General features: G+C 74.2%; 22 protein-coding genes. 10 read left to right on the top strand and 12 right to left on the bottom strand.

Going from position 1 to position 23874, the window contains the following annotated elements:
- Positions 1–667: acyltransferase (locus I4I78_RS06640; protein WP_218610312.1), on the bottom strand; the 667-nt coding region annotated here is incomplete at its 3' end.
- A 163-nt stretch (positions 668–830) separates the two neighbouring features.
- Between I4I78_RS06640 and I4I78_RS06645 the strand changes: the two genes are divergently transcribed.
- A complete protein-coding gene (locus tag I4I78_RS06645) occupies positions 831–1058 on the top strand; it encodes a hypothetical protein (protein ID WP_218610313.1) in 228 nt (75 codons plus the stop codon).
- 17 nt (positions 1059–1075) lie between these two features.
- Here the strand turns inward: I4I78_RS06645 and I4I78_RS06650 are convergent, their stop codons facing one another.
- On the bottom strand, positions 1076–2056 hold the full coding sequence (locus I4I78_RS06650) for a PfkB family carbohydrate kinase (protein WP_308251938.1): 981 nt from the start codon (positions 2054–2056) through the stop codon (positions 1076–1078).
- An 80-nt stretch (positions 2057–2136) separates the two neighbouring features.
- Between I4I78_RS06650 and I4I78_RS06655 the strand changes: the two genes are divergently transcribed.
- A complete protein-coding gene (locus tag I4I78_RS06655; RefSeq protein ID WP_218610314.1) occupies positions 2137–3072 on the top strand; it encodes a nucleoside hydrolase in 936 nt (311 codons plus the stop codon).
- Between the two features lie 38 nt (positions 3073–3110).
- Here I4I78_RS06655 and I4I78_RS33705 read toward each other — a convergent pair whose 3' ends face one another.
- The 4 genes from I4I78_RS33705 to I4I78_RS06675 all read right to left on the bottom strand — a co-directional run bounded on the left by I4I78_RS33705 (position 3111) and on the right by I4I78_RS06675 (position 6721).
- Positions 3111–3722 carry a DNA-binding response regulator gene (locus I4I78_RS33705; protein ID WP_218610315.1) on the bottom strand — a complete coding sequence of 204 codons (612 nt, stop codon included), beginning with the start codon at positions 3720–3722 and terminating at the stop codon, positions 3111–3113.
- 128 nt (positions 3723–3850) lie between these two features.
- Positions 3851–4522 carry a response regulator transcription factor gene (locus I4I78_RS06665; protein ID WP_218610316.1) on the bottom strand — a complete coding sequence of 224 codons (672 nt, stop codon included), beginning with the start codon at positions 4520–4522 and terminating at the stop codon, positions 3851–3853.
- Positions 4523–4559: 37 nt separating this feature from the next.
- Positions 4560–5768 carry a MacS family sensor histidine kinase gene (gene macS, locus I4I78_RS06670; RefSeq protein WP_218610317.1) on the bottom strand — a complete coding sequence of 403 codons (1209 nt, stop codon included), beginning with the start codon at positions 5766–5768 and terminating at the stop codon, positions 4560–4562.
- Positions 5765–6721, bottom strand: coding sequence for a class I SAM-dependent methyltransferase (locus I4I78_RS06675; protein ID WP_218610318.1), 957 nt, complete (start codon positions 6719–6721; stop codon positions 5765–5767). The genes macS and I4I78_RS06675 overlap by 4 nt, the downstream gene beginning before the upstream one ends.
- Positions 6722–6786: 65 nt before the next feature.
- Here I4I78_RS06675 and I4I78_RS06680 point away from each other — a divergent pair, with 65 nt between their 5' ends.
- Positions 6787–7407, top strand: coding sequence for a Uma2 family endonuclease (locus I4I78_RS06680; RefSeq protein WP_218610319.1), 621 nt, complete (start codon positions 6787–6789; stop codon positions 7405–7407).
- Positions 7408–7445: 38 nt separating this feature from the next.
- On the opposite strand, the gene I4I78_RS06685 is transcribed toward I4I78_RS06680, so the two are convergent.
- Together I4I78_RS06685 and I4I78_RS06690 are read right to left on the bottom strand one after the other, a co-directional pair.
- Entirely contained in the window at positions 7446–8225 is a 780-nt protein-coding gene (locus tag I4I78_RS06685; RefSeq protein ID WP_218610320.1) for an enoyl-CoA hydratase/isomerase family protein, read from the bottom strand.
- A gap of 125 nt (positions 8226–8350) precedes the next feature.
- Complete coding sequence (locus I4I78_RS06690; RefSeq protein ID WP_218610341.1) at positions 8351–9118, bottom strand: ABC transporter ATP-binding protein; 768 nt, start codon at positions 9116–9118, stop codon at positions 8351–8353.
- 94 nt (positions 9119–9212) lie between these two features.
- Here I4I78_RS06690 and glgX point away from each other — a divergent pair, with 94 nt between their 5' ends.
- Entirely contained in the window at positions 9213–11234 is a 2022-nt protein-coding gene (glgX, locus tag I4I78_RS06695) for a glycogen debranching protein GlgX (protein WP_218610321.1), read from the top strand.
- 80 nt (positions 11235–11314) lie between these two features.
- Positions 11315–11551 carry a zinc ribbon domain-containing protein gene (locus I4I78_RS06700; RefSeq protein WP_218610322.1) on the top strand — a complete coding sequence of 79 codons (237 nt, stop codon included), beginning with the start codon at positions 11315–11317 and terminating at the stop codon, positions 11549–11551.
- A 24-nt stretch (positions 11552–11575) separates the two neighbouring features.
- On the opposite strand, the gene glgP is transcribed toward I4I78_RS06700, so the two are convergent.
- The gene (glgP, locus tag I4I78_RS06705; RefSeq protein WP_218610323.1) at positions 11576–14173 is read right to left on the bottom strand and encodes an alpha-glucan family phosphorylase; all 2598 of its coding nucleotides are present in this window, start codon (positions 14171–14173) and stop codon (positions 11576–11578) included.
- Between the two features lie 223 nt (positions 14174–14396).
- Here glgP and I4I78_RS06710 point away from each other — a divergent pair, with 223 nt between their 5' ends.
- The gene (locus I4I78_RS06710; RefSeq protein ID WP_218610324.1) at positions 14397–16394 is read left to right on the top strand and encodes an alpha-1,4-glucan--maltose-1-phosphate maltosyltransferase; all 1998 of its coding nucleotides are present in this window, start codon (positions 14397–14399) and stop codon (positions 16392–16394) included.
- Between the two features lie 18 nt (positions 16395–16412).
- Here I4I78_RS06710 and I4I78_RS06715 read toward each other — a convergent pair whose 3' ends face one another.
- Together I4I78_RS06715 and I4I78_RS06720 are read right to left on the bottom strand one after the other, a co-directional pair.
- The gene (locus I4I78_RS06715) at positions 16413–16979 is read right to left on the bottom strand and encodes a DUF3558 family protein (protein WP_218610325.1); all 567 of its coding nucleotides are present in this window, start codon (positions 16977–16979) and stop codon (positions 16413–16415) included.
- Between the two features lie 26 nt (positions 16980–17005).
- Complete coding sequence (locus I4I78_RS06720; protein ID WP_218610326.1) at positions 17006–17623, bottom strand: GDSL-type esterase/lipase family protein; 618 nt, start codon at positions 17621–17623, stop codon at positions 17006–17008.
- A gap of 75 nt (positions 17624–17698) precedes the next feature.
- On the opposite strand from I4I78_RS06720, the gene I4I78_RS06725 reads away from it, so the two are divergent.
- Positions 17699–18673: an ABC transporter substrate-binding protein gene (locus I4I78_RS06725; RefSeq protein WP_218610327.1), complete on the top strand. Its 975-nt coding sequence runs from the start codon at positions 17699–17701 to the stop codon at positions 18671–18673.
- A gap of 129 nt (positions 18674–18802) precedes the next feature.
- Here the strand turns inward: I4I78_RS06725 and treS are convergent, their stop codons facing one another.
- Complete coding sequence (gene treS / locus I4I78_RS06730) at positions 18803–21049, bottom strand: maltose alpha-D-glucosyltransferase (protein WP_218610328.1); 2247 nt, start codon at positions 21047–21049, stop codon at positions 18803–18805.
- Between the two features lie 483 nt (positions 21050–21532).
- Here treS and I4I78_RS06735 point away from each other — a divergent pair, with 483 nt between their 5' ends.
- The 3 genes from I4I78_RS06735 to I4I78_RS06745 all read left to right on the top strand — a co-directional run bounded on the left by I4I78_RS06735 (position 21533) and on the right by I4I78_RS06745 (position 23796).
- Positions 21533–22918 carry a phosphotransferase gene (locus I4I78_RS06735; RefSeq protein ID WP_308251939.1) on the top strand — a complete coding sequence of 462 codons (1386 nt, stop codon included), beginning with the start codon at positions 21533–21535 and terminating at the stop codon, positions 22916–22918.
- 63 nt (positions 22919–22981) lie between these two features.
- Positions 22982–23374: a nucleotidyltransferase domain-containing protein gene (locus tag I4I78_RS06740; protein ID WP_218610330.1), complete on the top strand. Its 393-nt coding sequence runs from the start codon at positions 22982–22984 to the stop codon at positions 23372–23374.
- The gene (locus tag I4I78_RS06745) at positions 23371–23796 is read left to right on the top strand and encodes a DUF86 domain-containing protein (protein WP_218610331.1); all 426 of its coding nucleotides are present in this window, start codon (positions 23371–23373) and stop codon (positions 23794–23796) included. Before I4I78_RS06740 ends, I4I78_RS06745 begins: the two co-directional genes overlap by 4 nt.
- Positions 23797–23874: the final 78 nt, after the last annotated feature.

A 23874-nucleotide genomic window follows, 5' to 3' on the forward strand; every position in this document is an offset into this window, starting at 1 on the left:
TCGCCGCGCGTTCGGTGGCCGCGGCCTCGTAGTCGGCCCGGCGGTCGCGGACGACGCGCGCCGGGGTGCCGACGGCGATCGCGTAGGCGGGCAGGTCGCCGCGGGCGACGGCGTGCGCACCGAGCACCGAGCCCTGCCCGATCCGGGTGCCGCGCAGCACCGAGGTCTTGACCCCGAGCCAGCACTCCGGACCGATCCGCACCGGCGTCTTGGTGATGCCCTGGTCCTTGATCGGACGGTGCACGTCGGCGGTGACGTGGTCGAAGTCGGTGACGTAGACCCAGTCCGCGACCAGCGTCGCCGCGCCGATCTCGACGTCGAGGTAGCAGTTGACGGTGTTGTCGCGGCCGAACACGACCTTGTCGCCGATCCGCATCGAGCCCTCGTGACAGCGCAGCGACGTGCCGTCGCCGATGTGCACCCAGCGCCCGATCTCCAGGCGGCCGAACCCGCGCCGGGCCTCGATCTGCACCCCGCGCCCGAGGAACACCATCCCGCGCAGCACCACGTGCGGGTGGGTGATGCGCAGCTTCAGCAGCCGCCAGTACCGCAGCAGGTACCAGGGCGTGTACGCGCGGTTGCGCAGCACCCAGCGCAGCGAGTCACGGCCGAACAGCCGGGCCTGCTCGGGGTCGCGGCCGCGCACCCGGTCCCACGTCGTGCTCATGGCCGTCGACCCTATGGGGGTTGCCCGGCACCACCGACGGGTACCTGCTCCCCAGACCGCGGCCGCCCCTGGGCCGCGGCAACCCGGCCACCCTGGACCGCGGCCACCCCAGGACCGCGGCCAGGCAGCTCCGCCGGGCGCGCCACGACACGGAGGCGATCAGATGACCACACCCGACGCAGACCCGCGAGACCGCCCGGACGACGGCACCGACGTCGGGACCGGCGAGGTCACCGGCTCCGAGGCGGGCACCGTCCGCGACGACCGGGACAAGGACGGCAACCCGCGCCCGGCAGGCTCGTCGACCTCGTCCGGGGACTCCGGCGCGACCGACCGCGCCGCCCGCGAGATGGACGCCGACGACGAGGACGAGCCGACCCGCAGCGAGTAGCGGCCCGGGCCCGGCGCTCAGGCCCGGAGCGCGGCCTCGATCGCCTCGGCTCGGGGCATCCCGGTCCGAGCGCCCTCGGAGGCGACCGACAGCGACGCCGCGGTCACCGCCGTCGCGGCGGCCTCGGCCAGCGAGCGGCCCGCGGCGAGCCCGGCGGCCAGCACGCCGTTGAACGTGTCCCCGGCGCCGGTGCTGTCGCGGACCCGCGCCACGCCGGCCGCGATCTCGTGCGTCGAGCCGTCCGGGTGGGCCAGCAGCGCACCGTCCCCGCCGAGGGTGACCACGACCGGCGCCCCGGTCCGCCCGGCCAGCGCGGTCGCCCGCGACGCGACGTCCCCGGCGTCCGGCTGCCCGGCGCCCGACCGACCGGCGTCCGACGGCGCGAGATCCGGCAGCCCGACGCGGCGGTGCAGCTCGGCCAGCTCGGAGCGGTTCGGCGTCAGCACCGGGCGGTCGTCGAGCAGCTCCAGCACGGCGGCGGTCACCGGTGCCGGGTTCAGCACGCACGTCAGGCCCGCCGCACCGGCCGCGCGGACGGCGGCGACGACCGCGCCGTCCGGGATCTCCGTGCTGACCAGCACGCACCCGATCCGATCCGGGGCCCCGTCGACGGCGGCGCGCACGGCCGCCGCGTCCACCCGGGCGTTCGCACCGGCCCCGACCGCGATCTGGTTCTCCCCCGCGTCGTCGGTGACGATCAGCGCCACCCCGGTCGGGACGCCGTCCAGGCGCGCGACCCCGCCGGTCCCGACGCCCTCGGCGCGCAGCTCGTCGACGGCACCGGTGCCCTCCGCGTCGTCGCCGACGGCGCCGAGGAGCTCCACCGTCGCGCCGGCCCGGGCCGCGGCCACCGCCGCGTTCGCGCCCTTGCCGCCGCCGTAGCGCGCCAGGTCCCCGCCGACGACCGTCTCCCCCGGCCCGGGCAGCCGCCGTGCCGCCACCACCAGGTCCACGTTGACCGCCCCGACCACGACGACCGCGTTGCCGCTCCGCTGCACCCGGCCGATCGTAGGGGCCACCGGCGCTGGGGCATGCTGGTCGGCGACAACGGATCACGACCGGAGCGGGAGGGGAGCGGGTGCCGACACCGCTGATCATCGACACCGACCCCGGGGTGGACGACGCGGTCGCGCTGGTGCTCGCGCTGCGCAGCCCCGAGGTCGACGTGCGCGCCGTCGTCGCGGCGTTCGGCAACGTCGGGCGCGAGCAGACGCTGCTCAACGCCCGCAGGCTGCTCGCGCTGACCGGGCGCGCGGACGTCCCGGTGGCCGCGGGCGCGGACCGCCCGCTGGTGCACGAGGGCCCGGTGCGGGCAGGCCACGTGCACGGCGTGGACGGCCTGGGCGGTCGCTCGGACGCGCTGCCCGGCCTGGCACCGCTGGACCCGCGGGCCGGCGTCGACCTGATGGCCGACGTGCTGCGTTCCGCCGGCGAGCCGGTCACGATCGCCTCGATCGGACCGCTCACCGACACCGCGCTGCTGCTGGCCACGCACCCGGAGCTGGTCGAGCGGATCAGCCGGGTCGTCGTCATGGGCGGAGCGCTGGGCGTCGGCAACATCACCGGGGCGGCCGAGTTCAACGTGCACATCGACCCGGAGGCCGCGCACCGCGTGCTCACCCAGGCACAGGTGCCGGTGACGCTGGTGCCGCTGGACCTGACGCTGCGCTGCATGGTCGGCACGCCGTGGCTGGCGCGCCTGGCCGCGGCCGACCCGGTCTGCACCGAGCTGGCCGCGATGATCGAGCCCTACCACGCGTTCTACCGGGCCGACCACGGCCGCGACGCCGTCGCGATGCACGACGCGCTGGCGCTGCTGGAGTGCGTCGCGCCCGGGTCGCTGCGCTGCACGCCGCTGCCGGTGCAGGTGGCCTGCGAGCTCGGCCCGGCCCGCGGCGCCACCGTCGCCGACCACCGGCCGGACGCGGACGGCCCGCGGGTCGAGGTGGCGCTCGACGCGGACGTCCCGGCCGTCCTGGACGCCGTCCTGTCCCGCCTGCTGTCGCACCCGTGAGGGGAGGTCGCCGCTCCGGCGGCGACCTCCGCGAGCAGTCAGGCGAGACCGTGCTCGATCGCGTAGCGGACCAGCGCGCCGCGGCCGGGGACGCCGAACTTGCGCAGCAGCCGCTGGACGTGGTTCTCCACGGTGCGCGGCGAGAGCACCAGGCGTCCCGCGATCTGACGGGCGGTGAGCCCCTCCACCACCAGGCGCAGCACGTCGGACTCGCGCGGGCTCAACGGCGGCGCGCTCGCCACGGCGGGGCCTGCGACGGCGTCGAGCACCACCCCGGCCAGGCCCGGGCTGAACGCCGGGCGGCCGTCGGCGACGGCGGCGACGATGCCGGCCATCGTCGTCTCGTCCGCCCCGACCGCGTAGCCGGTGGCGCCGGCGCGCACGGCGTCGAGGACGGTCGAGTGCTCGGCCGCGGCCGACGAGGCCACGATCGGCACCTCGGGCGAGCGGGTCACCAGGGTCGCGATGGCGACCACGCCCGCGTCGCGTCCGGCGTCCAGGTCGATTATGATCATTTGGGGCCGGTGCCGGGCGACGGAGGCGGCCAGGCCGGTCGCCTCCGGGGTGTCGAGCACCCGGACCGTCGACGGCACGGGCGGGCGTCCGACGACGACGACGGCGATGGCGGCGATGGACTGGTCGTGCTCCACCGTGCCGATTCCCCCGCCGTGTCCGTTTCCCGCCAAAGCCGACGGATCAACCAGCATGCCACCGATCGGCGGTAATCGCTTTCGCAGACGCGCCGTCGTGGCTCGGAGGGTGCCGGCGGGTCCCGCCGTCAGTCGTCGTCGGCGAGGCCCTGCTCGATCGCGTACCGGACGAGCTGGGACCGGTTGTGCAGCTGCAGCTTGCGCAGCGTGTTCTGGATGTGGCTCTCGACGGTGCGGTGCGAGACGACCAGCCGCTCGCCGATCTGCTTCGCGGTCAGGCCCTTGGCCACCAGCCGCAGCACCTCGGTCTCGCGCTCGGTCAGCGCGGGCACGGCGGGTTCCCCCTGCGGGCGGGCGGGGGCGTCGGCCATCCGCCGGAACTCCCCCAGCACCAGCCCGGCCAGCCCCGGGGTGAACACCGCGACGCCGCGGGCGGTGCGCCGCACGGCGTCGAGCAGCTCGTCCACCCCGGCCGACTTCACCAGGTAGCCGGTGGCGCCCGCCTTCACCGCCTCCAGCACGTCGGCGTGCTCGCCGCTCGCCGACAGGACCAGGATCCGGGTGTCCGGGAGCCGGCCCATGATCTCGCCGATCGCGTCCACCCCGGACGTCGCGCCCAGGTTGAGGTCCATCAGCACGACGTCCGGGCGCACGGCGGACGCGATCCGGACGGCGGCCGGGCCGTCCGGTGCGGTGGCCACGACCTCGCAGCCCCGGTCGGTGAGGTCGCGGGCGACGCCCTCGCGCCATATCGGGTGGTCGTCGACCACCATCACCCGCACCGCCTGCTCGTCCGCCATCGCGACGTCCCCTTCCCTCGACGGCCGGCCCGCGCCGTCAGCGGCGCCGGATCTCACCGGGGCGGGCGCCGTCCGTCCGGGCCACCCGCAGCACCCATTCGGTCCCGCGGTCCGGACCCGTGTCCAGGGTCAGCGTGCCACCCAGCTGCTCGACCCGGCCGCGGATCGAGCGCGCCACGCCGAGGCGGCCCTCCGCCTCCGCCTCGGCCAGCCGGCCCTCCGGGATGCCGGGGCCGTCGTCGCGCACGCTCACCTCCAGCGCGTCGCCCAGCTCCTCGACCAGGACCCAGGCCCGGGCGTCCGGTCCGGCGTGTACCACGACGTTGGCCAGTGCCGCCCGCACGGCGGCCTCGATCTCGTCGACGGTCGGTGCGGCGAGCTCGAGGGCGTGCGCCGGGGCGGAGACAGTGACCCGTGGCGAGGACAGCGTGCGCAGCGCGGCACCGAGGTCGCGGCGCCCGGATGCGTCGGAGTTGCCGGCACCGCCGGTGAGCAGCGTGCGCAGCGCGACCTCCTGCTCCCCGGCCAGCGTGCCCAGCTCGGCCGCCCCGCCGCCGATCTCCGAGCCGCGGCGCTGCACGTGCGCCAGTACCTGCAGGACGCCGTCGTGGATGGAGCGGGTGAGGCGCTCGCGTTCGGCGTCGGCGGCCTGCTCGGCGGCCAGGCGGCGCAGCCGGGCGGCGGTGCGGGTCAGCACCCGGGAGGCGAACCCGACGGTCAGCCCGGCCAGCACCAGCAGCTCGACGTCGCCGAGCTCGAGCACCCCGAAACGCTGCTTGGACAGCACCAGCGCCGCCGAGATCACCAGTGCCGCGGCCACGCCGCCGCGCACCCGGTAGGCGACCGCACAGGCCAGCACCGAGCCGGACGTCCAGATCGAGCCCATCCCCGGCTGGCCGAGGTCGAGCGCCGCGTCGGTGACGATCAGCGGTGTGGTCGCCATCGCCGCGCAGGACGCCACCAGGTCGGCCAGCGCCAGCCGTCCACGACGGTCCGGCGCGCCGGGCAGGCCCCCGAGGTAGCCCCAGGACGTCACCCCGGTCCAGACGGTCATCGCGGCCAGCACCGCGGCGGCGCCGACCATCGAGGTGTAGCCGGGGAGGTGGTAGAGCGTCACCGCGATGACGGTGACCAGGGTCAGCACCCGGTAGGCGATGATGCCGCGCCAGAACGGCTCCAGCGGATGCTCCACGTCGTCGAGTGTGACGCGGGTCATCGCGCTGCGGAGCCGTTCCGCCGAAGTCATCGCGGCTTCGTCCCGGTGACCAGAGCGTTGTAGAACCAGGAGCGCGGGACCACCCGGGACAGCAGGTGCTCGTCCACCCAGGACAGCCGCCGCCAGCCGTGGAAGGCGAACATCGCCCAGTTCCAGCCGAGCCGCCCGGGCGGGACGGCGGCCTCGAACGTGCGCACCGGCCAGCCCAGCATCGCGGCGCTGAACTCCTCGGTCGCCACGCGGACGTCGTTCGCGCCGGCGCGGCGTGCGGTGCCCTCGAGCTCGTCCGGGTCGAACGTGTGGATGTCGACGACCGACTCCAGCGCCGCCGCGCGCGAGGACTCGTCGAGCTCGTGCTGCGGGCGCCGCCAGCCGGTCAGTCCCGGCAGCTTCGTGACGGCGGTGGTCGCCTTCCAGGTCCACTGCCCGAGCGTGCGGGCGTAGGCGTCACCGACGGTCGTCGGCTCGCCGGCGAACACGAACCGCCCGCCCGGCTCGAGCACCCGGAGCACCTCGCGCAGCGCGGCCTCGACGTCCGGGATGTGGTGCAGCACGGCGTGCCCGACGACCAGGTCGAAGCTGTCGTCGGGATAGGGGATCCGCTCGGCGTCGGCGACCTTGCCCTCGACGTCGAGGCCCAGGTGGGCGGCGTTGCGCAGCGCCGCCTCGACCATGCCCGGGGACAGGTCGGTCACCGCCCCGCGGTCGGCCACCCCGGCCTGCATGAGGTTGAGCAGGAAGAACCCGGTGCCGCTGCCGAGCTCCAGTGCCCGCAGGTACGGGCGGCCGTCCCACGGTGCGGCCAGGCGGAACCGTCCGGCGGCGTAGTCGATGCAGCGCTCGTCGTAGCTGATCGACCACTTCTCGTCGTAGGTCCCGGCCTCCCAGTCGTGGTAGAGCACGTTGGCGAGCTTCGGATCACCCCAGGCGGCCTCGACCTGCTCCTCGGTCGCGTGCGGGGTGGGGGCCGGGTCCGTACTCATGGGTAGGAGCATCGCAGAGGCTCCGACCGGGCAGAACTCTCGGACCCCTCCGTCAAGGTGGGACCATGAGCGCCATGACGGACCAGGTGAGTGAGCCGCACCAGCTCGCACGACCGGCCGACGGCTGGACGGTCGATGACCTCGACCGTTGGCCGGAGTCGCACGAGCGCTTCGAACTGACCGACGGAGCGCTCACGATGTCGCCCTCACCCTCCAGCCTGCATCAGTCGGTGTCCGGGTTGCTCTTCGCCCGACTCGATGCCACCTCACCTCCAGACCTCGCGGTGACTCAGGCGGTCGAGATCCGTTTCGGGCGCAACCTCACCCGGATCCCCGATCTTCTGGTGGTGCGGTCCCAGGAGCCCGAGCGGCACTTCTTCGCGCCGTTCGAGGTGGTGCTCGCCGTCGAGATCGAGTCGCCCGGCTCGCACGTGGAGGACCGAGTGGTCAAACCCGCGATCTACGCCTCGCACGGCATCCCGTCCTTCTGGCGGATCGAGCTCGGCCCGATCCGGGCCCGTCGCTACGGACCGGACGGCGCGGGCGGGTACCGGGAGCTGGACTGCCCGGTCGAGCGGCTGGTGGCCGACGTCCCGTTCCCGGTGGACCTGCCGCTCGTGGATCTACTCCCTGGGTGGTCCCGTCGAGGTGTCGGACCCCGACACGGCGACGGCCCGGTCGGATAGCCGCTCGCGACATCCGACCGGGCCGGTGGTGATGTTCCCTATCGCCCGGTGAACGTGGCCTTGCCCGGGCCGTTCTGCACGAACGACTCCATGCCGGCCTTGGCATCGTCGCTGGCGAACACGCCGGCGAACAGCTCGGACTCGATGTCCAGGCCGGTGCGCAGGTCGGTGTCCAGGCCGCCGTCGATCGCCTTCTTGGCCGCGGCCAGTGCGAGCGCCGGGCCGGCCGTGAACTGCGCGGCGTAGGCGACCGATCGGGAGTACACCTCGTCGGCCGGGACGACCTCGTCGACCAGGCCGATCGCGAGCGCCTCCTCGGCCGAGACCATCCGCCCGGTGTAGATCAGGTCCTTGGCCCGGGACGGTCCGATCAGGCGGGCCAGGCGCTGGGTTCCGCCGCCGCCCGGGAAGATCCCGAGCAGGATCTCCGGGAACCCGAGCTTCGCGTTCTCCCCGGCGATCCGGCGGTCCGCTCCGAGCACGACCTCCAGCCCGCCACCCAGTGCGTAGCCGGTCAGCGCGGCCACGGTCGGCTTGGCGATCGTGGAGATCGCGCCGAGGCCGGCCGAGAGCTTCCGGGCGACCGGGGCCATGTCCGAGTACGACATGGTCGCCATCTCCTTGACGTCCGCCCCTGCGGCGAACGTCTTCTCCCCGCCGTAGACGACGACGGCGCGCACGTCGGCGCGGGTGTCCGCCTCCTCGGAGACGGTCAGCAGCTCCTGCTGGATCTGGCGGTTCAACGCGTTCATCGGCGGCCGGTCGATCCGGATGGTCCCGACGCCGTCGTCCACGGACAGGCTCACGAATTCGGTCACGAGCGGACCCTAACGCGGCCCACCCCCCTCGCGTTGTGGAGCCATGACGCGCCTGCGAGCGCCGCGCCAGCGCGTTATGGCTCCACAACGCGGCTGCGAGCGGGGTGTGGGTGGGGGTGTCCGCGTCAGTCCCGGCGCCAGGCTGTGTAGCGGCCTCGGCGGCGGGCCACCTGCAGGGGAAGACCGAAGGTGTCGGTGAGGGACTCGTCGGTGAGGACGTCGTCGAGGAGACCGGCGGCGATCACCCGGCCGTCGCGCAGCAGCATGCCGTGGGTGTAGCCGGGCGGGATCTCCTCGACGTGGTGGGTGACCAGCACCGATGCCGGGGCCTCCGGGTCGAGGGCGAGGGTGGACAGCCGCGACACCAGGTCCTCGCGACCGCCGAGGTCGAGGCCGGCCGCGGGCTCGTCGAGCAGGAGCAGCTCCGGGTCGGTCATCAGCGCGCGGGCGATCAGGGTGCGCTTGCGCTCGCCCTCGGACAGCGTCCCGTAGGCGCGGTCGACGAGCCTGCCCATCCCGAGGGTGTCGAGCAGGTGCCGGGCGCGCTCGGTGTCCTGGGTGTCGTAGGCCTCGCGCCAGCGGCCGAGCACGCCGTACCCGGCGCTGACCACGACGTCCGAGACGATCTCGTCGCCGGGCACGCGGACGCCGAGGTTCGCCGAGGTCAGGCCGATCCGGGGCCGCAGCTCGAACAGGTTGACCCGCCCGATCCGCTCGCCGAGGACGTGCACGGTCCCGGCGGTGGGGTGCATCTCGGCGCCGGCCAGGCGCAGCAGGGTGGTCTTGCCGGCGCCATTCGGGCCGAGCACGACCCATCGTTCGTCCAGCTCGACCCGCCAGTCGACGTGATCGAGCAGGACGGCGGGACCGCGCCGGACGGCCACACCGTCCATCGCGATCACGAGATCGTCGAAATCCGTGTCGGTCGGTGTGACGCCGGGCGCGGGCGGGGTTCCGGGAGTGGCCACACCCCTATCCTGGCCGATCGTGCCGGTCTTCCCCTTGGGTGCCCATCCCGACGATCACGGAACGCGCTTCGCCGTGGCCTCCACCAGCGCGGAGGTGGTCGAGGTCTGCCTGGTCGACGGCCCGTCCGATGGGGGGCCGGGTGATCTGACCGAGCGCCGGGTCGAGCTCGGCGAGCACACGTTCGGGGTGTGGCACGGGTACGTGCCCGGTGTCCGGCCCGGGCAGCGCTACGGGTTCCGGGTGCACGGGCCCTACCGGCCGTTCCAGGGCGTGCGGGCGAACCCGCAGAAGATCCTCGTCGACCCGTACGCGAAGCAGGTCACCGGACGGGTCACCGACCTCGACGCCGCGCGCGGCTGGGTGGACGACCCGATGACCGGCCGGCCCAGCACCGTCAACTCGCTCGGGCACGTCCCCCTGTCCGTGGTGGTGGCCCCGGACGGGGTGCCGGTGCGGCCCCGCCCGGACGTGCCGTGGTCGGACACGGTGATCTGCGAGCTGCACGTGCGCGGCTACACCCGGCTCCATCCCGACGTGCCCCCCGAGCAGCGCGGGACCTATCTCGGGCTCGCGCACCCGTCGGTCGTCGAGCACCTGCGCCGGATCGGGGTGACCGCCGTCGAGCTGCTGCCGGTGAACGCGATCGCCGACGAGCCGCCGCTGCTCGAGCGCGGCGCGGTCAACTACTGGGGCTACTCCACGCTGGGTTTCCTCGCCCCGCACCCGGGCTACGCGAGCGTGCCCGGCGCCGAGCTGACCGAGTTCCGGACCATGGTCGACACGCTGCACGCGGCCGGGATCGAGGTGATCCTCGACGTCGTCCCGAACCACACCTGCGAGGGCGGCGTCGGCGGCACGACGATCTCCTACCGCGGCCTGGACGCCCCGGCCTACTACTCGCTGGGCGGCTCCGGGCACGACAATGACATCACCGGTACCGGCAACACGCTCGACGCCGGGTCGCCGACCGTGATCCGCCTGATCTGCGACGCGCTGCGGCACTGGGTGCAGGCCTTCGGCGTGGACGGGTTCCGGATCGACCTGGCCAGCGTGCTCGGGCGGCCGCGCTCCGGGGCGTTCGACCCCAGCTCGGCGCTGCTCACCGCGATCGCCCAGGACCCGATCCTCTCGACCTGCAAGCTGATCGCCGAGCCGTGGGACGCGACCGGCGAGGGCTACCGCGTCGGCGGTTTCGGTGTCGCGTGGTCGGAGTGGAACGGGCGCTACCGCGACGCCGTGCGCGACTTCTGGCGCGGGCAGGGCGGGATCGCCGAGCTCGCGTCGCGCACGACCGGCAGCTCGGACATCTACGGCTCCTCCGGGCGGCGGCCGTGGGCGTCGGTCAACTTCGTCACCGCGCACGACGGGTTCACCCTGCGCGACCTGGTCTCCTACGAGCGCAAGCACAACGAGGGCAACGGCGAGGGCAACCGGGACGGGACCGACGACAACCGGTCGCAGAACTTCGGTGTCGAGGGCCCCACCGACTCCGACGAGATCCGCCGGTCGCGCCTGTCGACGGCGCGGGCGATGCTGGCCACGCTGCTGCTCTCGGTCGGCACGCCGATGCTCGTCGGCGGCGACGAGCGCTGGCGTACCCAGGGCGGCAACAACAACGCCTACTGCCGCGACGACGAGACGTCCTGGGTGGACTGGACCGCCACCGACGAGAGCGAGGCGCTGGCCGCGTTCACCGCGCGGGTCGCCGAGCTGCGCCGGGAGTCGCCGGTGCTGCACCGCGACCAGTTCTACGTCGACGGCGAGGTGCTGTGGTGGCACCCGTCCGGTCGCCCGATGGACAACGGGGACTGGCACGACGGCGGCACCCGGACGCTCGTGGTGCTCCTGGCGGACTACTGGCTGCTGCTCCTGCACTCCGGCGGTGAGCCCGTCGACTGCGTGCTGCCGGCCGAGCACGGCTTCGACCCGGTCCTGGACACCACCACCGCCGACGGCCGCCCCGCGAACCCGACGACGGTCGAGGCCGGCTCGACCCTCACCCTGCCGCCCCGCTCCGTCCAGCTCCTCCGCAGCCGCTGAAGCACGACACTCGTGAATCACGACGAGCGTGGCGCGCTCGTCCTGGTTCACGAGTGCCGGCCGGGCGTAATCTGACCGGCATGCCTCGGTACGAGTTCCGCTGTCGGGTGTGCGCGTCGACGTTCGACGTGGACCGGCCGATGTCGGCCTCCGGCGACCCGGCGGACTGCCCCGCCGGGCACGCCGACACCGTCAAGCTGCTCTCGACCATCTCCCTGGGCGGTCGCTCCGCAGGCTCAGGGGCGGCGCCGCGGCCGGCGATGGCTCCGTCCGGTGGCGGGGGCGGCTGCTGCGGCGGAGGGTGCTGCGGCGGCTGACACCGCCGCAGCCCCGGGACGCATTCACCCCGCCAGGACCACCTTCGCCAACTCCGCGGACGAGGCCAGGTGCTCGTGGTGGGGCAGGACCCGCACCGTGTAGCCGGTCAGCCCGGCGTGCGGCAGCGGGACGACGACCTCGTAGCGGTCCGCGCCGCCGTCCGACCCGCGGTGCTCCATCGCGACCGTGGTCGGCTCGGCCAGCTCGTCGGTGTCGTCCACCCGGCCCACGACCGCCTCGACCGTCACGTCGGCCGGGTCCAGGCCGGCCAGCTCGACGGTCGCGCGGACCGTCATCGGCGACCCGACGACCGGGGTGTCCGGCAGACCGGACGCGTCCACGCCGGTGATCTGCAGCTTGTTCCACGCCGCGTTCAGGCGGGCGCGGTAGTCGGCCACCTCGCGGGCTGCGGCGTAGTCGTCGGCGACGGCCTCCGCGGCGGCGCGGGCGGCCGGGAGGTACCAGTCGTGGACGTACTCACCGACCATCCGGGTGGCCTGCACCTGCGGGCGCAGGGTCTGCAGAGTGTGCCGGACCAGCTCCACCCAGCGGGTCGGGACGCCGTCGGTGCGGTCGTAGAACGCGGGCGTCACCTGGGTGGCGAGCAGCTCGTAGAGCGCGTTCGCCTCCAGGTCGTCGCGCCGCGTCGGGTCGTCGACGCCGTCCGCGGTGGGGATCGCCCAGCCGTTGGAGCCGTCGTAGAGCTCGTCCCACCAGCCGTCCCGGATGGAGAGGTTGAGCCCGCCGTTGAGCGCGGACTTCATGCCGGATGTCCCGCACGCCTCGAGCGGGCGCAGCGGGTTGTTCAGCCAGACGTCGCAGCCCCAGTAGAGGTAGCGGGCCATCGACATGTCGTAGTCGGGCAGGAACACGATCCGGTGCCGGACGCCCGCGTCGTCGGCGAACCGGACGATCTGCTGGATCAGCGCCTTGCCGCCGTCGTCGGCGGGGTGCGACTTGCCGGCCACGATCAGCTGCACCGGGCGGTGCGGGTCGAGCAGCAGGCTGCGCAGGCGCTCCGGGTCGCGGAGCATCAGCGTCAGGCGCTTGTAGGTCGGCACCCGGCGGGCGAACCCGACGGTGAGCACGTCCGGGTCGAAGACGTGGTCGGTCCAGCCCAGCTCCGGGGTGGACGCGCCGCGCTCCAGCCAGGCCGCGCGGACCCGGCGGCGGACCTCGTCGACCAGGCGCGAGCGCAGCGTGTTGCGCAGCGCCCACAGCTCGGCGTCGCCGACCTCGGACGGCGCGGTCCCGGCGTGGTGGCGCCCGCCGGGCGTCGGGTCGCCGAGCAGCGCGGTGATCTCGCGCGCCTCCCAGGTGTAGCCGTGCACGCCGTTGGTGACCGAGCCGATCGGCACCTCGTCGGTGTCGAAGCCGGCCCATATCCCGCCGAACATCCCGCGCGAGACCGCGCCGTGCAGGCGCGACACCCCGTTCGCGCGCTGGGCCAGGCGCAGGCCCATGTGCGCCATGTTGAACGTCTCCGGGTTCTCCTCGGCGCCGAGGGCCAGCAGCCGGTCGGTGGGCAGGCCGGGCAGCAGGCGCTCGGTGAGGTAGCGCCGGACCAGGTCGAGGCCGAACCGGTCGATCCCGGCCGGGACCGGGGTGTGCGTGGTGAACACGGTGCCGGCGCGGACCGCGGCCAGCGCCTGGTCGAAGTCCAGCGGCGCGGACCCGTTCCCCGAGGACGGTCCGGCCGACGCGGGTGCCCCGCCGGCGCACAGCTCGCGGATCCGCTCCAGGCCCAGGAACCCGGCGTGTCCCTCGTTGGTGTGGAACACCTCGGGCGTGGTGTGCCCGGTGGCGGCGCAGTAGGCCCGCACGGCACGCACGCCGCCGACGCCGATCAGGATCTCCTGGGAGATCCGGTGGTCCTGGTCGCCGCCGTAGAGACGGTCGGTGATGCCGCGCAGGTCCGGGTCGTTGTCCTCGATGTCGGTGTCGAGCAGCAGCAGCGGCACCCGCCCGACCTGGGCCTGCCAGACGCGCGCGGTCAGCGTCCGGTCGTCGGGCATCGCGACCGAGACGTGCACCGGGACCTCGTCGGCGCTGCCGTCGGTGAGCAGCTGCAGCGGCAGCCCCTGCGGGTCCAGCGCCGGGTAGTGCTCGAGCTGCCAGCCGTCGAGCGACAGGGACTGGCGGAAGTAGCCCGACCGGTACAGCAGCCCGACCGCGATCAGCGGGACGCCCAGGTCGGATGCGGCCTTGAGGTGGTCGCCGGCCAGCACGCCGAGCCCGCCGGAGTAGTTCGGGAGCACCTCCGAGACGCCGAACTCCATCGAGAAGTAGGCGATCGCGCCCGGCAGGTCGGGGGTGTCGTCGCGGTTGTCCTGGTACCAGCGCGGGCCGGACAGGTACTCGTCGAGCTCGTCGGAGAGCTCGCGCACGGTCACGACGGTCTCGGCGTCGGAGGCCAGCTCGGCGAGCCGGGAGCTGGGGATCTCGCCGAGGAGCCGGACCGGGTCCTGCCCGCAGCGCTGCCAGGCCTCGGGGTCCAGCGAGGCGAACAGGTCCCGGGTCGGGGCATGCCAGGTCCAGCGCAGGTTCGTGGCCAGCGTCTGCAGCGGGGCGAGCTGGGCGGGCAGCTGGGCACGGACGGTGAATCGACGCAGGGCTCTCACGGGCGCGAAGCGTACGAGACTCTCCCGGGGCCCCGACACGCACGCCCGGCCCGCCCGGCCACCGGTCGACACTCTCGGTACGGTTGACGGGTACGCGGCCGCACGGTGGGCGTCGTCGCGGTGTACCGGCGCTGAGCTGTAACGATGTCGGCTCGCCCCGGACCGCACCCGATACCCGAGGCGTCGGCCGATCTGCGCAGAACGAACACCGGGGGTGAGGCCGATGACGGGTCGGCTCGGAATCGATGACGTGACCCCTCTGGTGGAGACCGGGGACCCGAGCAAGGCCGTCGTCGGAGAGGTGGTCCCGATCCGCGCCACGGTCTGGCGGGAGGGCCACGACGCGGTCGCGGCGAACGTCGTCTGGACGAAGCTCGCCGACGCCGAGACCGACGAGGACGGCGAGCCCGAGCACGTCCGGATGGTGCCCGAGGTCGTGGGCACCGACCGGTTCGTCGCCACCGTCGTGCCCGACGTCGCCGGCCGCTGGAGCTTCCGGGTGGACGCCTGGAGCGACCCGTGGGCCACCTGGCGCCACACCGTGGAGGCCAAGCTCACCGCAGGCCAGAGCGCCGAGGAGCTGGCCAACGACCTGGAGACCGGCGCGCGGCTGCTGCACCGGGTGGGACGCCGCCCGTCCGAGAAGGCGAACCGGGACCTGCTGCTCGGGGCCGCGAACACGCTGCGCGACACGGCCCTGCCGCTGCGCTCGCGCGTCGCGCCGGCGCTGTTCCCAGCCGTCGTCACGATCATGACCGACCGCCCGGTCCGGGAGCTGATCACCCGGGGCCCGGAGCGGGAGGTCTACGTCGACCGCCGCCGCGCGCTCGTCGGCTCCTGGTACGAGATCTTCCCGCGCTCCACCGGCGGCCGCGACGAGACCGGCCGCGCCGTGCACGGCACGTTCGTCACCGCGACCAAGGAGCTCGACCGGATCGCGAAGATGGGCTTCGACGTGGTCTACCTTCCGCCGATCCACCCGGTCGGCACGGTGCACCGCAAGGGCCGCAACAACTCCGTGCGCGCCGAGCCGGGCGACGTCGGGTCACCGTGGGCGATCGGCTCCGCCGCCGGCGGGCACGACGCGATCGACCCGGAGCTGGGCGACTTCGACGACTTCGACGCGTTCGTGACCCGGGTGAACGAGCTGGGCATGGAGGTCGCGCTCGACTTCGCCCTGCAGTGCGCCCCGGACCACCCGTGGGTCTCCGCGCACCCGGAGTGGTTCACCGTCCGCCCGGACGGCACGATCGCCTACGCGGAGAACCCGCCGAAGAAGTACCAGGACATCTACCCGATCAACTTCGACCGGGACCCGGCCGGGATCTACGCCGAGTGCCTGCGGGTGGCGCTGCTCTGGGTGGAGCACGGGGTCAAGATCTTCCGGGTCGACAACCCGCACACCAAGCCGCCGAACTTCTGGCACTGGCTGATCTGGCAGGTCAAGGAGCGCCACCCGGACGTGCTGTTCCTGGCCGAGGCGTTCACCCGCCCGGCGCGGCTGTTCGGGCTGGCCCGGCTCGGGTTCACCCAGTCCTACACCTACTTCACGTGGCGGACCGAGAAGGCCGAGCTGGCCGAGTTCGGGCAGCTCCACGCCGAGCACGCCGACGAGTGCCGGCCGAACCTGTTCACCAACACCCCGGACATCCTGCACGAGTCCCTGCAGACCGGCGGCCCGGGAATGTTCGCGATCCGGGCGACGCTGGCCGCGACGATGTCGCCGACCTGGGGTGTCTACTCCGGCTTCGAGCTGTTCGAGGGCGCCGCGGTGAAGGCGGGCAGCGAGGAGTACCTGGACTCGGAGAAGTACGAGCTGCGTCCGCGCGACTTCCACACCGCGCTCAACGAGGGGCGTTCGCTGGAGCCCTACCTCACCCAGCTCAACGAGATCCGGCGCGCGCACCCGGCCCTGCAGCAGCTGCGCGAGTTCCACCCGCACGAGACCGACAACGACGACCTGCTCGCCTACTCCAAGACCGACCCGGCCACCGGGGACCGGATCCTCGTCGTGGTCACGCTGAACTCGGCGGAGGCCCGCGAGGGCACGGTGTCGCTGGACATGCCGGCGCTCGGCCTGGGCTGGGACGACGTCGTCGACGTCCGCGACGAGGTCACCGGCCAGTCGTTCCGGTGGGGCGAGCGCAACTTCGTCCGGCTTCTGCCGTGGGACAACGTGGCGCACATCCTGTCGCTGCCGAAGGCCCTACCGGTCACCTGAGCCGGTCGCCCGACCCACTCAGCTCCGGGCCCGGGCCGCGGCGATCACCATCGCCGCGACCCGGGTGGCCCGGTCGCAGCCCTCGGCGTGGCTGCCCACCGCGCGCGAGCGCGCCGCAGGCGAGTTCACCTCGTAGGTGACCAGGAACGACGTGTCCGGGTCGGCGTCGACGACGACCGTGCACGTGTAGTTGGTCGGGGGCGCCTGCGCCGCGTTCTCGATCGCGCCGTACCCCTCGACCGTCGTGATCCGCTGCCCGGTGAACCCGGTCCGCTCGCCCAGCCGGTCGGGGTGACCGGGGACGTACCGGTCGGCCGGGATGCCCGGCTGGATGCGCAGCAGCCAGAACTGCCCGCCCACGCCGTGGAGCACGCAGTTGTTGGCCCCCTGACCGATCGGGTCCGGGGTCCGCTCGAGGATCCCGAGCTCGACCGAGGACCGCGCGTCCACGGCCTCGCACGCCGGCAGCCGGCTCACCTCCAGGTCGGCCGGGCGGGGCGGGAACGGGCTCGCCGCGGCCGCGGGCGCGCCGCACCCGCTCACCAGCGCCACCGCCAGCACGGACGCCGGCACCGCTGCCCGCACGGGGCCCGTCCGGCGCCGCGGCGAGCTCAACGCAGCCACTCCCGCCACGCCCCGGTGACGATCTCGGCCAGGCGGGCGTAGCCGCCGGCGCCGGGATGCGCGCCGTCCCCCGCGGCGACCTCCGCCGTCCACACCGGGTCCTCGGCGAGCGCTCCGAGGACCGGCGCGTAGGTCACGCCGAGGCCCGCGCACACCCCGGCGAACCGTGCGTCGAGGTCGGCGATCCGCGCGGTCTGCTCCGGATCCGCGACCGGTGGCGGCCCGGCCACGAACACCGGCCATCCGAGGTCGGACAGCTCCCCGAGCAGCATCTCCAGGTGCGCGGCCGAGGCCGCCGGGCCGACCCGGCTGGACGGGCCGTGCGTGCCGGGGCTCGCCGTCGTGTCGTTGACCCCGACGCCCACCACGACCCGCGCCTCGATCGGCCCGCCGCCGGGCACCCGCAGCCGCAGCGGCAGCTCCCGGCGCCAGCGCGACAGGACGTCGCGGGTGGTGTCACGGCGGATGCCCAGGTTGTAGAGCGTGAGCGGGAGACCGTCGCGGTGCGAGGCCGCGGCGAGGCGCCCGACCCAGCCGAGGTGCTCGGGATCGCCGACACCGGCCACGAACGAGTCCCCGATGGCGCCGATCCGCACGTCCCGCATGCGACCCATCCTGCCCGCCCGGCCCGGCCGCGCGTCCGGGGCGCGGGACCTCGCGGGGATCCGTAGGCTCGCCCGATGCCGACGACCCCGCGGATGGGCGTCGTCCTGTCGCTGACCGGGCGGTTCGCCCGGTTCGGCCGGCGGGCCGCGGACGCGCTGCACCTGTGGAACCGGCTCTCCGGTGACCCGGTCCGGCTGAGAATCGTCGACGACGGGGGCGTCGCCGCACGGGTCGCGCCGGCGCTGGAGGACCTCGCCGCCGGCTGCGACCTGCTGCTCGGGCCCTACTCGACCGTCCTGATGCGGGAGGCCGCGGCGTTCGCCCGGGACTCGGACCGTCTGGTGTGGAACCACGGCGGCTCCGGCGACGACGCCCAGACCGCGGCCGCGCGGCGGGTGGTCTCGGTGCTCACCCCGACCAGCCGCTACGCCGAGACGTTCGTCCGGTACCTGGCCCGGCACCATCCCGGCCTAGGGCTGCGGCTGGTGCACGGCTCCGGGAGCTTCGGGCGCCAGGTCGTCGACGGGGCGCGGGACGCGGCCGCACGTCACGGCGTCGCGGTGGTCGACGACCCGGGCGCGGCGCTGTTCACGGCCGGCACCTTCGAGGAGGACGTCGCAGTGGTGTCGGCCCTTCCCGCCGGCCCGGGCCGCCCACCGGTGATCGGGACGGTCGCGGCCGGGGTGCACGGGTTCGGCCGCCACGTCCCCGACCCCGACGGAGTGCTGGGCGTCGCGCAGTGGACGCCGGGCGCGCGGGCCGTGCAGGTCGGGCCGGACGAGGCGGAGTTCGTGCGCCGCTACCGCGCCGTGCTCGGCACCGACCCCGACTACCCGGCGGTCCAGGCCGTCGCCGCGGCCGCGCTCGCGCGGCACTGCGCCACGCTCGCCGGGAGCACCGCCGCCGACGACCTGTGGCGCACGGCCGCCGCGCTGCGCACCACCACCCTCTACGGCGCGTTCGCGATCGACGCGCCGAGCGGGGCGCAGACCGGGCACGGGATGGAGCTGGTGCAGTGGCGGGACGGCCGGATGTCACCGCTGCGCTGAGCGGGGGGCTCGCAAGGCGACGATCGGCCTGGCGATCGCGGGAGGTGCGTCCGCACGCCTGCCGTCCATCCGCACCCCGTGCAGGAGGTGCGGATGGATGAACGGGGTGCGGATCGGACGAGCGGCTCCTCAGCCCTGCAGCTCCGGCTCGGGTTCGGGCTCGGGCGGGTCAACCCGCAGGGCGGTGGCCCGGAACGGGGTCAGCTCGACCCGGAAGCTGAACAGGTCGTCCACCGTGGCCACGTGCTCACCGCTGAACAGGTCGGTGACCGTCCCCCCGGAGGGCAGGTGCTTCGACCGGACGGTGCCGTCGACCTCCTCGTCGGCGAAGTTCAGCACGGTCAGCACGAACCCGCCGTCGTCGACCTCGTGCACCATGACCAGCATCCCGCGGTGCGAGACGTCCGGGACGTCGACCTGACGGGCGGTCGCGACGCCGCAGCGCTTGCGCACGGCGAGGATCGCCTGCATCTGCCGGGCGAAGCTGGCCTCGTCGGTGAGCTGCTCGGGCAGCGTCCCGTACAGGCTCACCCCGCGCGGCATCCCGGCCGCGGACTTGTGGGCGGACGGGTTGGCGCCCATCAGATCGTGCGCGGCGCGGTGGATCCAGCGGGTGTCCCCGCTGGACAGGAGCTCCTCGACGTCGCCGGGGGGCAGCGTGAGCATCCCGCACAGGTCCCAGCCCGACAGCGCGAACACCCCGGGCTGGAACGCGTTGAACATGACCAGCAGCAGGTGCACCCGCCGGATCCGCTCGACGTCGCTGCGCTCGATCGAGTCCAGCTCGGAGATGCCCAGCGTCGCCGCGATCACGGTCGCGGTGGTGCAGGCGATGCCGTTCGTCGTGAAGATCAGGTTGTAGGGCGCGTTCGGGCCGGTCAGGTGCGTGACGAGGTCGCGCCGGATCTCGTCGGCCAGGTCGCCGCCGGTGATGTCCTCGCCGTGGAAGGAGTAGACGTCGTCGGTGGCGGTCCAGTGCACGAGCTCGTAGGTCAGCTCGTCGTGGTTCTGCAGCGCGTGCACCAGCGACGCCGGGTCCACGCCGAGCTCGGTCGAGGTCCGCAGCGTCAGGCGCAGGAACTCGGTGTCGGCGGTGGCCAGCGCGTGGTGGTAGGCGGGCCGGTTGACGAAGTCGTAGGACAGGTCCGCGCCGGCCTCCGAGGTCACCCGGATGTCGTCGATGGTCAGGTTCAGCTCCTGGAAGGTGAAGCCGCCGACCTTGCGCACCATGCTCGCGATGATGTGGTTCGCGGCCTCCGACGTCGGGTGGCCCTCGGACCAGCCCGGCATCCCCTCCGCGGACTTCTCCACGCCGAGGAAACCGTTCGCGTCCAGGCGCAGCGCCCCGGAGCCGAGGTCGGCCAGCGAGTGCAGCGCGTCGCCGATCACCATCCGCATGCCCGCGAACGTCGGGTCCAGCCAGTTCACCGACGGCTGGCCGTCCTTGAAGTAGTGCAGGTAGACCCAGCGGCGGGTGACGCCGTCGACGCCGGTGACCGGGCGGGTGGCGCTCCAGTTCGTCTCCTTGACGCCCTCCCGGAAGAAGATCACCCGCTGCAGCCGGCCGACGATGTAGCCGCTCTTCTCCAGCTTCTCCTCGGTGACGGCGTCGAGGTTGACCGAGTCCGCACCGGACGGGACGTCGGGCAGCTCGCCCCAGTCGCTCTCGTCGATCTCGATCATGTGGTAGATGCCGGGGTAGTCGGTGTGCGCGAGCTCGGCGAGGCGGAAGTCGGCGCCCTTGCCGGTGTGGCCGGGCACGATGTCGTCGATCACGGTGCCGCCGTACCAGGTGGCGGTGGCGCACATGGCCCGGAACTCGTCCTCGGTGCCGAACGCCGGGTCGAGCTCGTTGGAGATCCGGTCGAAGTGCCCGTCCACGCTGGGGGTGGACTGCCAGCCGGAGAGCCCGCCCGCCCGCTTGACCGGGCCGGTGTGCACGGCCTCGATGCCGATCTTCTCGAACGCGCTCCACATGTCCTCGTCGCCGAGCGCGGCCAGGAACGACGCGCCGGGACGGGTGATGAACGAGATCGGGTAGGCGGTGAACCACACCGACGCCGTCTCGACGGCCTGGCGCGGGCCGGGGTTGGCGTAGGCGTTCTGCCACATCGAACCCTGCCCGGAGAACTGGCGGGCCAGCTCGTTGGCGTGCCACAGCATCGACTGGCTCTGCAGCCAGGACACGTAGGCCGGGTTCTCGCCGTTGGCCGGGCCGTCCTGGGCGACCGAGCGCCGCGGCACCGTCGACCGCACCCGCGCCCGGTGCCGCAGGCTCTTCGGCCGGGCCGGGTGGAAGTGCTCGGCGAAGGTGATCTCGGCGGGGGGCTCGTGTCCCTGCCCGGCGGCCCCGTCGGGGGTCTGCTCCTCGGCCATCGGCTCTCCCTCGGTCCTCCTCGCCGGTTGCCCGACCGTCCCGTGGTCGTCGTCGTTCGCGGGAGGGGTTGCCGCATCAGGGCGTCCGGGCACGTGTGTCCACCGCTCGAGAGTTCAGTATGGGTTCCCCGCCGCGACCGTGCGCGGGACGACGGCACGGGCCTGGTCGAGGGGTCGGAGCACTCGGCGCCACCACCGGTCCGGCGGGTGCTCCGGGGTGGGCGTCGCGGGCCCGATCCGGAGCCGTCCCGCCGCGTGGTGGCTGCGCCGTCGCGGACTGTAACATCGGGTCCCGGACCTTTCCCCCGGCCGACACCCGCCGTCCGACCCTCCCGCCGGGCGCGTCGCGGGACACGCGGCAGCGGGCCGGGCGCTGTGGTCTGATCATCGGTGCCGGCCCCGATGACGGCGCCGGCGGACCAGCACGCCGCGGACCCGGCGCCGGACCGGCGCCGCAGCGGTGTCACCCGAGGAGGCGCGCCCGTGAGTCCGACCGAGCAGCTCGCCGACCTGCTTCCGGGATGGCTCCCCCGGCAGCGGTGGTTCGCCGCGAAGGGACGATCGGTGCGCTCGACCGAGGTCGTCGCACGGACGCCGCTGTTCACCGCGGACGACCTGTCGGTGGAGCACGTGCTCCTCGGGATCGGCTTCACCGACGACCCGGCGACCCAGGTCTACCAGCTGGTCGTGGCGACCGGGACCCCGCCCGCGGACGTCGGGGAGCAGGCGGTGCTCGGCCCCGCCGGGGACCGCACGGTCTACGACGGGCTGTGGGACACCCGCGTCACGCGGTGGCTGCTGGCCGCCGTGCGGGACGGCGCCACCGCGGGCGACCTGCGCTTCGTCCCCGAGCCCGGGGCGACGATCCCGGACGCCGGGCACGGTCGGGTGCTCGGCGCGGAGCAGTCCAACACCTCGGTCGTCTGGGGCCGGGAGACCATCCTCAAGATCTTCCGGCGGGTGCTGCCGGGCGTGAACCCGGACCTGGAGCTGCACCGGGCGCTGCGCGCGCAGGGCAGCACCCGGGTAGCGGCGCTGCGCGGGGCCGTCGAGGGCGTCGTCGACGGCGCGCCCGCCACGCTGGGCATGCTGCAGGACTTCGCCGCCGACTCGTCCGAGGGCTGGCCGCTGGCGCTGGAGACGGTGCGGGCGACGGACGGACGGGCCTCCGGCGAGACCGACTTCGGCCCCGAGGCCGCGGCCCTCGGCGAGACCGTCGCCGTCGTGCACGGTGAGCTGCTCGCCGCTCTCGGCGGCACGACCGCGGACGCCGGGCAGCTCGCCGCGGGCTGGCAGACCCGGCTCGACGCGGCCCTGCCCCAGGTCCCGGAGCTGGCCGAGCACGCGGACGCGATCCGCGCCGTCTACGACGCCGTCGGCACCTCGGGTGCGCCACTGCCCGTGCAGCGGGTGCACGGCGACCTGCATCTGGGCCAGACCCTGCGCACCGCCGGGGGCTGGCTGGTGATCGACTTCGAGGGCGAGCCGTCGGCGCCCCTGGACGAGCGCGCCCGGCCCGACTCCACGCTGCGCGACGTCGCCGGGATGCTGCGCTCGTTCGACTACGCGGCCTTCCACGAGGTGCTCTTCTCACCCACCCCGTCGGTTCCGCCTCCTGCCACCCCCGGGGCCGCACCCGCGGACAGCGCCGGCGCGGCCGAGGCGGCCGCGGAGTGGGCCGTGCGCAGCCGGTCGGCGTTCTGCGACGGCTACGCCCGCGGCGCCGGCAGCGACCCACGGGAGCAGGAGGCGACACTGCGCGCGTTCGAGCTGGACAAGGCCGTCTACGAGGCGGTCTACGAGACCCGCAGCCGTCCGACCTGGGCGCCGATCCCCCTCGCCTCGATCCGCAGGCTCGTCGGGGGCTGACCACCCGCGACCGGCTGTGCGGACCGACGCCTGCCACCGGTGGTTCCGCGTAGTCTGCGGCCCGTGACTCCGGACGATCTCGGCGAACGTCTCTCCGGGCACCCTGCGCTGCGCGACGTCTCGCTGCTCGTGCTGCACGGGTCGCGGGCCCGCGGCGACGCGGGCCCCGACGCCGACTGGGACCTGGGAGTCCTCACCGCGACGGGATCGTCGCCGGACCTTCCCGCGGTCGCCACCGCCCTGGTCCGGATGCTGGGTACCGAGCGGGTCGACGTCGTCGATCTCGGCACCGCCAGCGCCCTGCTCCGCTTCCGGGCCTCCCGCGACGGCGTCGCCCTGGTCGAGCGCGAGGCCGGCGGCTTCCTCCGGTTCCGGCAGGAGGCCGTGCGGTTCTGGTGCGACGCCGGCCCGGTGATCCGCGCGGCGCAGGACGACGTGCTGGCGCGGCTCGGATGAGCGCCGATCCCGACCGCGAGCTGCTCGCCGAACGGGCCGCCTCGGTCCTGCGGCACCTCGAGCGGGTGGCCGAACACCTTCCCGCCGACCCGGCCGGCCTGGCGCCGCTGTCGTCGGCGACCGACACCGTCGTCCTGCACCTGTGGCAGGCCGTGCAGGTGGTGATCGACCTCGCCGTGTCCACGTGCGTGCGGCTCGGACTGGGCAGCCCGCCCACCTACGCGGACGCGTTCCGGCTGCTCGCAGGCGCGGACGTCGTCGACCCCGCGCTCGCCGACCGGCTGGCCCGCGCGGCCGGGTTCCGCAACCTGCTCGTGCACGCCTACGGGACGTTGGACCTGCGCCGCGTGCACGCGATCGCCACCGGCGGCCCGGCCGACCTGCGGGCGTTCCTCGCCGCGCTCCGCGACAGGGGCCGCTGAACCGGCCTGCGATCACCTCTCCGCGCCACATCGCAGCAGGTCCGGGGCTCGCCCCGGTCGCACGCTGCGATCGCACAA

It is taken from the genome of Pseudonocardia sp. KRD291, assembly GCF_019263595.1.
Classification (GTDB): Bacteria; Actinomycetota; Actinomycetes; order Mycobacteriales; family Pseudonocardiaceae; genus Pseudonocardia.

Coding starts and splice junctions, on each gene's coding strand:
- I4I78_RS06645 (WP_218610313.1), top strand. CDS start 831: ATGACCACACCCGACGCAGACCCGCGAGACCGCCCGGACGACGGCACC.
- I4I78_RS06665 (WP_218610316.1), bottom strand. CDS start 4,522: ATGGCGGACGAGCAGGCGGTGCGGGTGATGGTGGTCGACGACCACCCG.
- macS (WP_218610317.1), bottom strand. CDS start 5,768: ATGACTTCGGCGGAACGGCTCCGCAGCGCGATGACCCGCGTCACACTC.
- I4I78_RS06675 (WP_218610318.1), bottom strand. CDS start 6,721: ATGAGTACGGACCCGGCCCCCACCCCGCACGCGACCGAGGAGCAGGTC.
- I4I78_RS06680 (WP_218610319.1), top strand. CDS start 6,787: ATGAGCGCCATGACGGACCAGGTGAGTGAGCCGCACCAGCTCGCACGA.
- I4I78_RS06690 (WP_218610341.1), bottom strand. CDS start 9,118: ATGGACGGTGTGGCCGTCCGGCGCGGTCCCGCCGTCCTGCTCGATCAC.
- I4I78_RS06700 (WP_218610322.1), top strand. CDS start 11,315: ATGCCTCGGTACGAGTTCCGCTGTCGGGTGTGCGCGTCGACGTTCGAC.
- I4I78_RS06710 (WP_218610324.1), top strand. CDS start 14,397: ATGACGGGTCGGCTCGGAATCGATGACGTGACCCCTCTGGTGGAGACC.
- I4I78_RS06720 (WP_218610326.1), bottom strand. CDS start 17,623: ATGCGGGACGTGCGGATCGGCGCCATCGGGGACTCGTTCGTGGCCGGT.
- I4I78_RS06725 (WP_218610327.1), top strand. CDS start 17,699: ATGCCGACGACCCCGCGGATGGGCGTCGTCCTGTCGCTGACCGGGCGG.
- treS (WP_218610328.1), bottom strand. CDS start 21,049: ATGGCCGAGGAGCAGACCCCCGACGGGGCCGCCGGGCAGGGACACGAG.
- I4I78_RS06745 (WP_218610331.1), top strand. CDS start 23,371: ATGAGCGCCGATCCCGACCGCGAGCTGCTCGCCGAACGGGCCGCCTCG.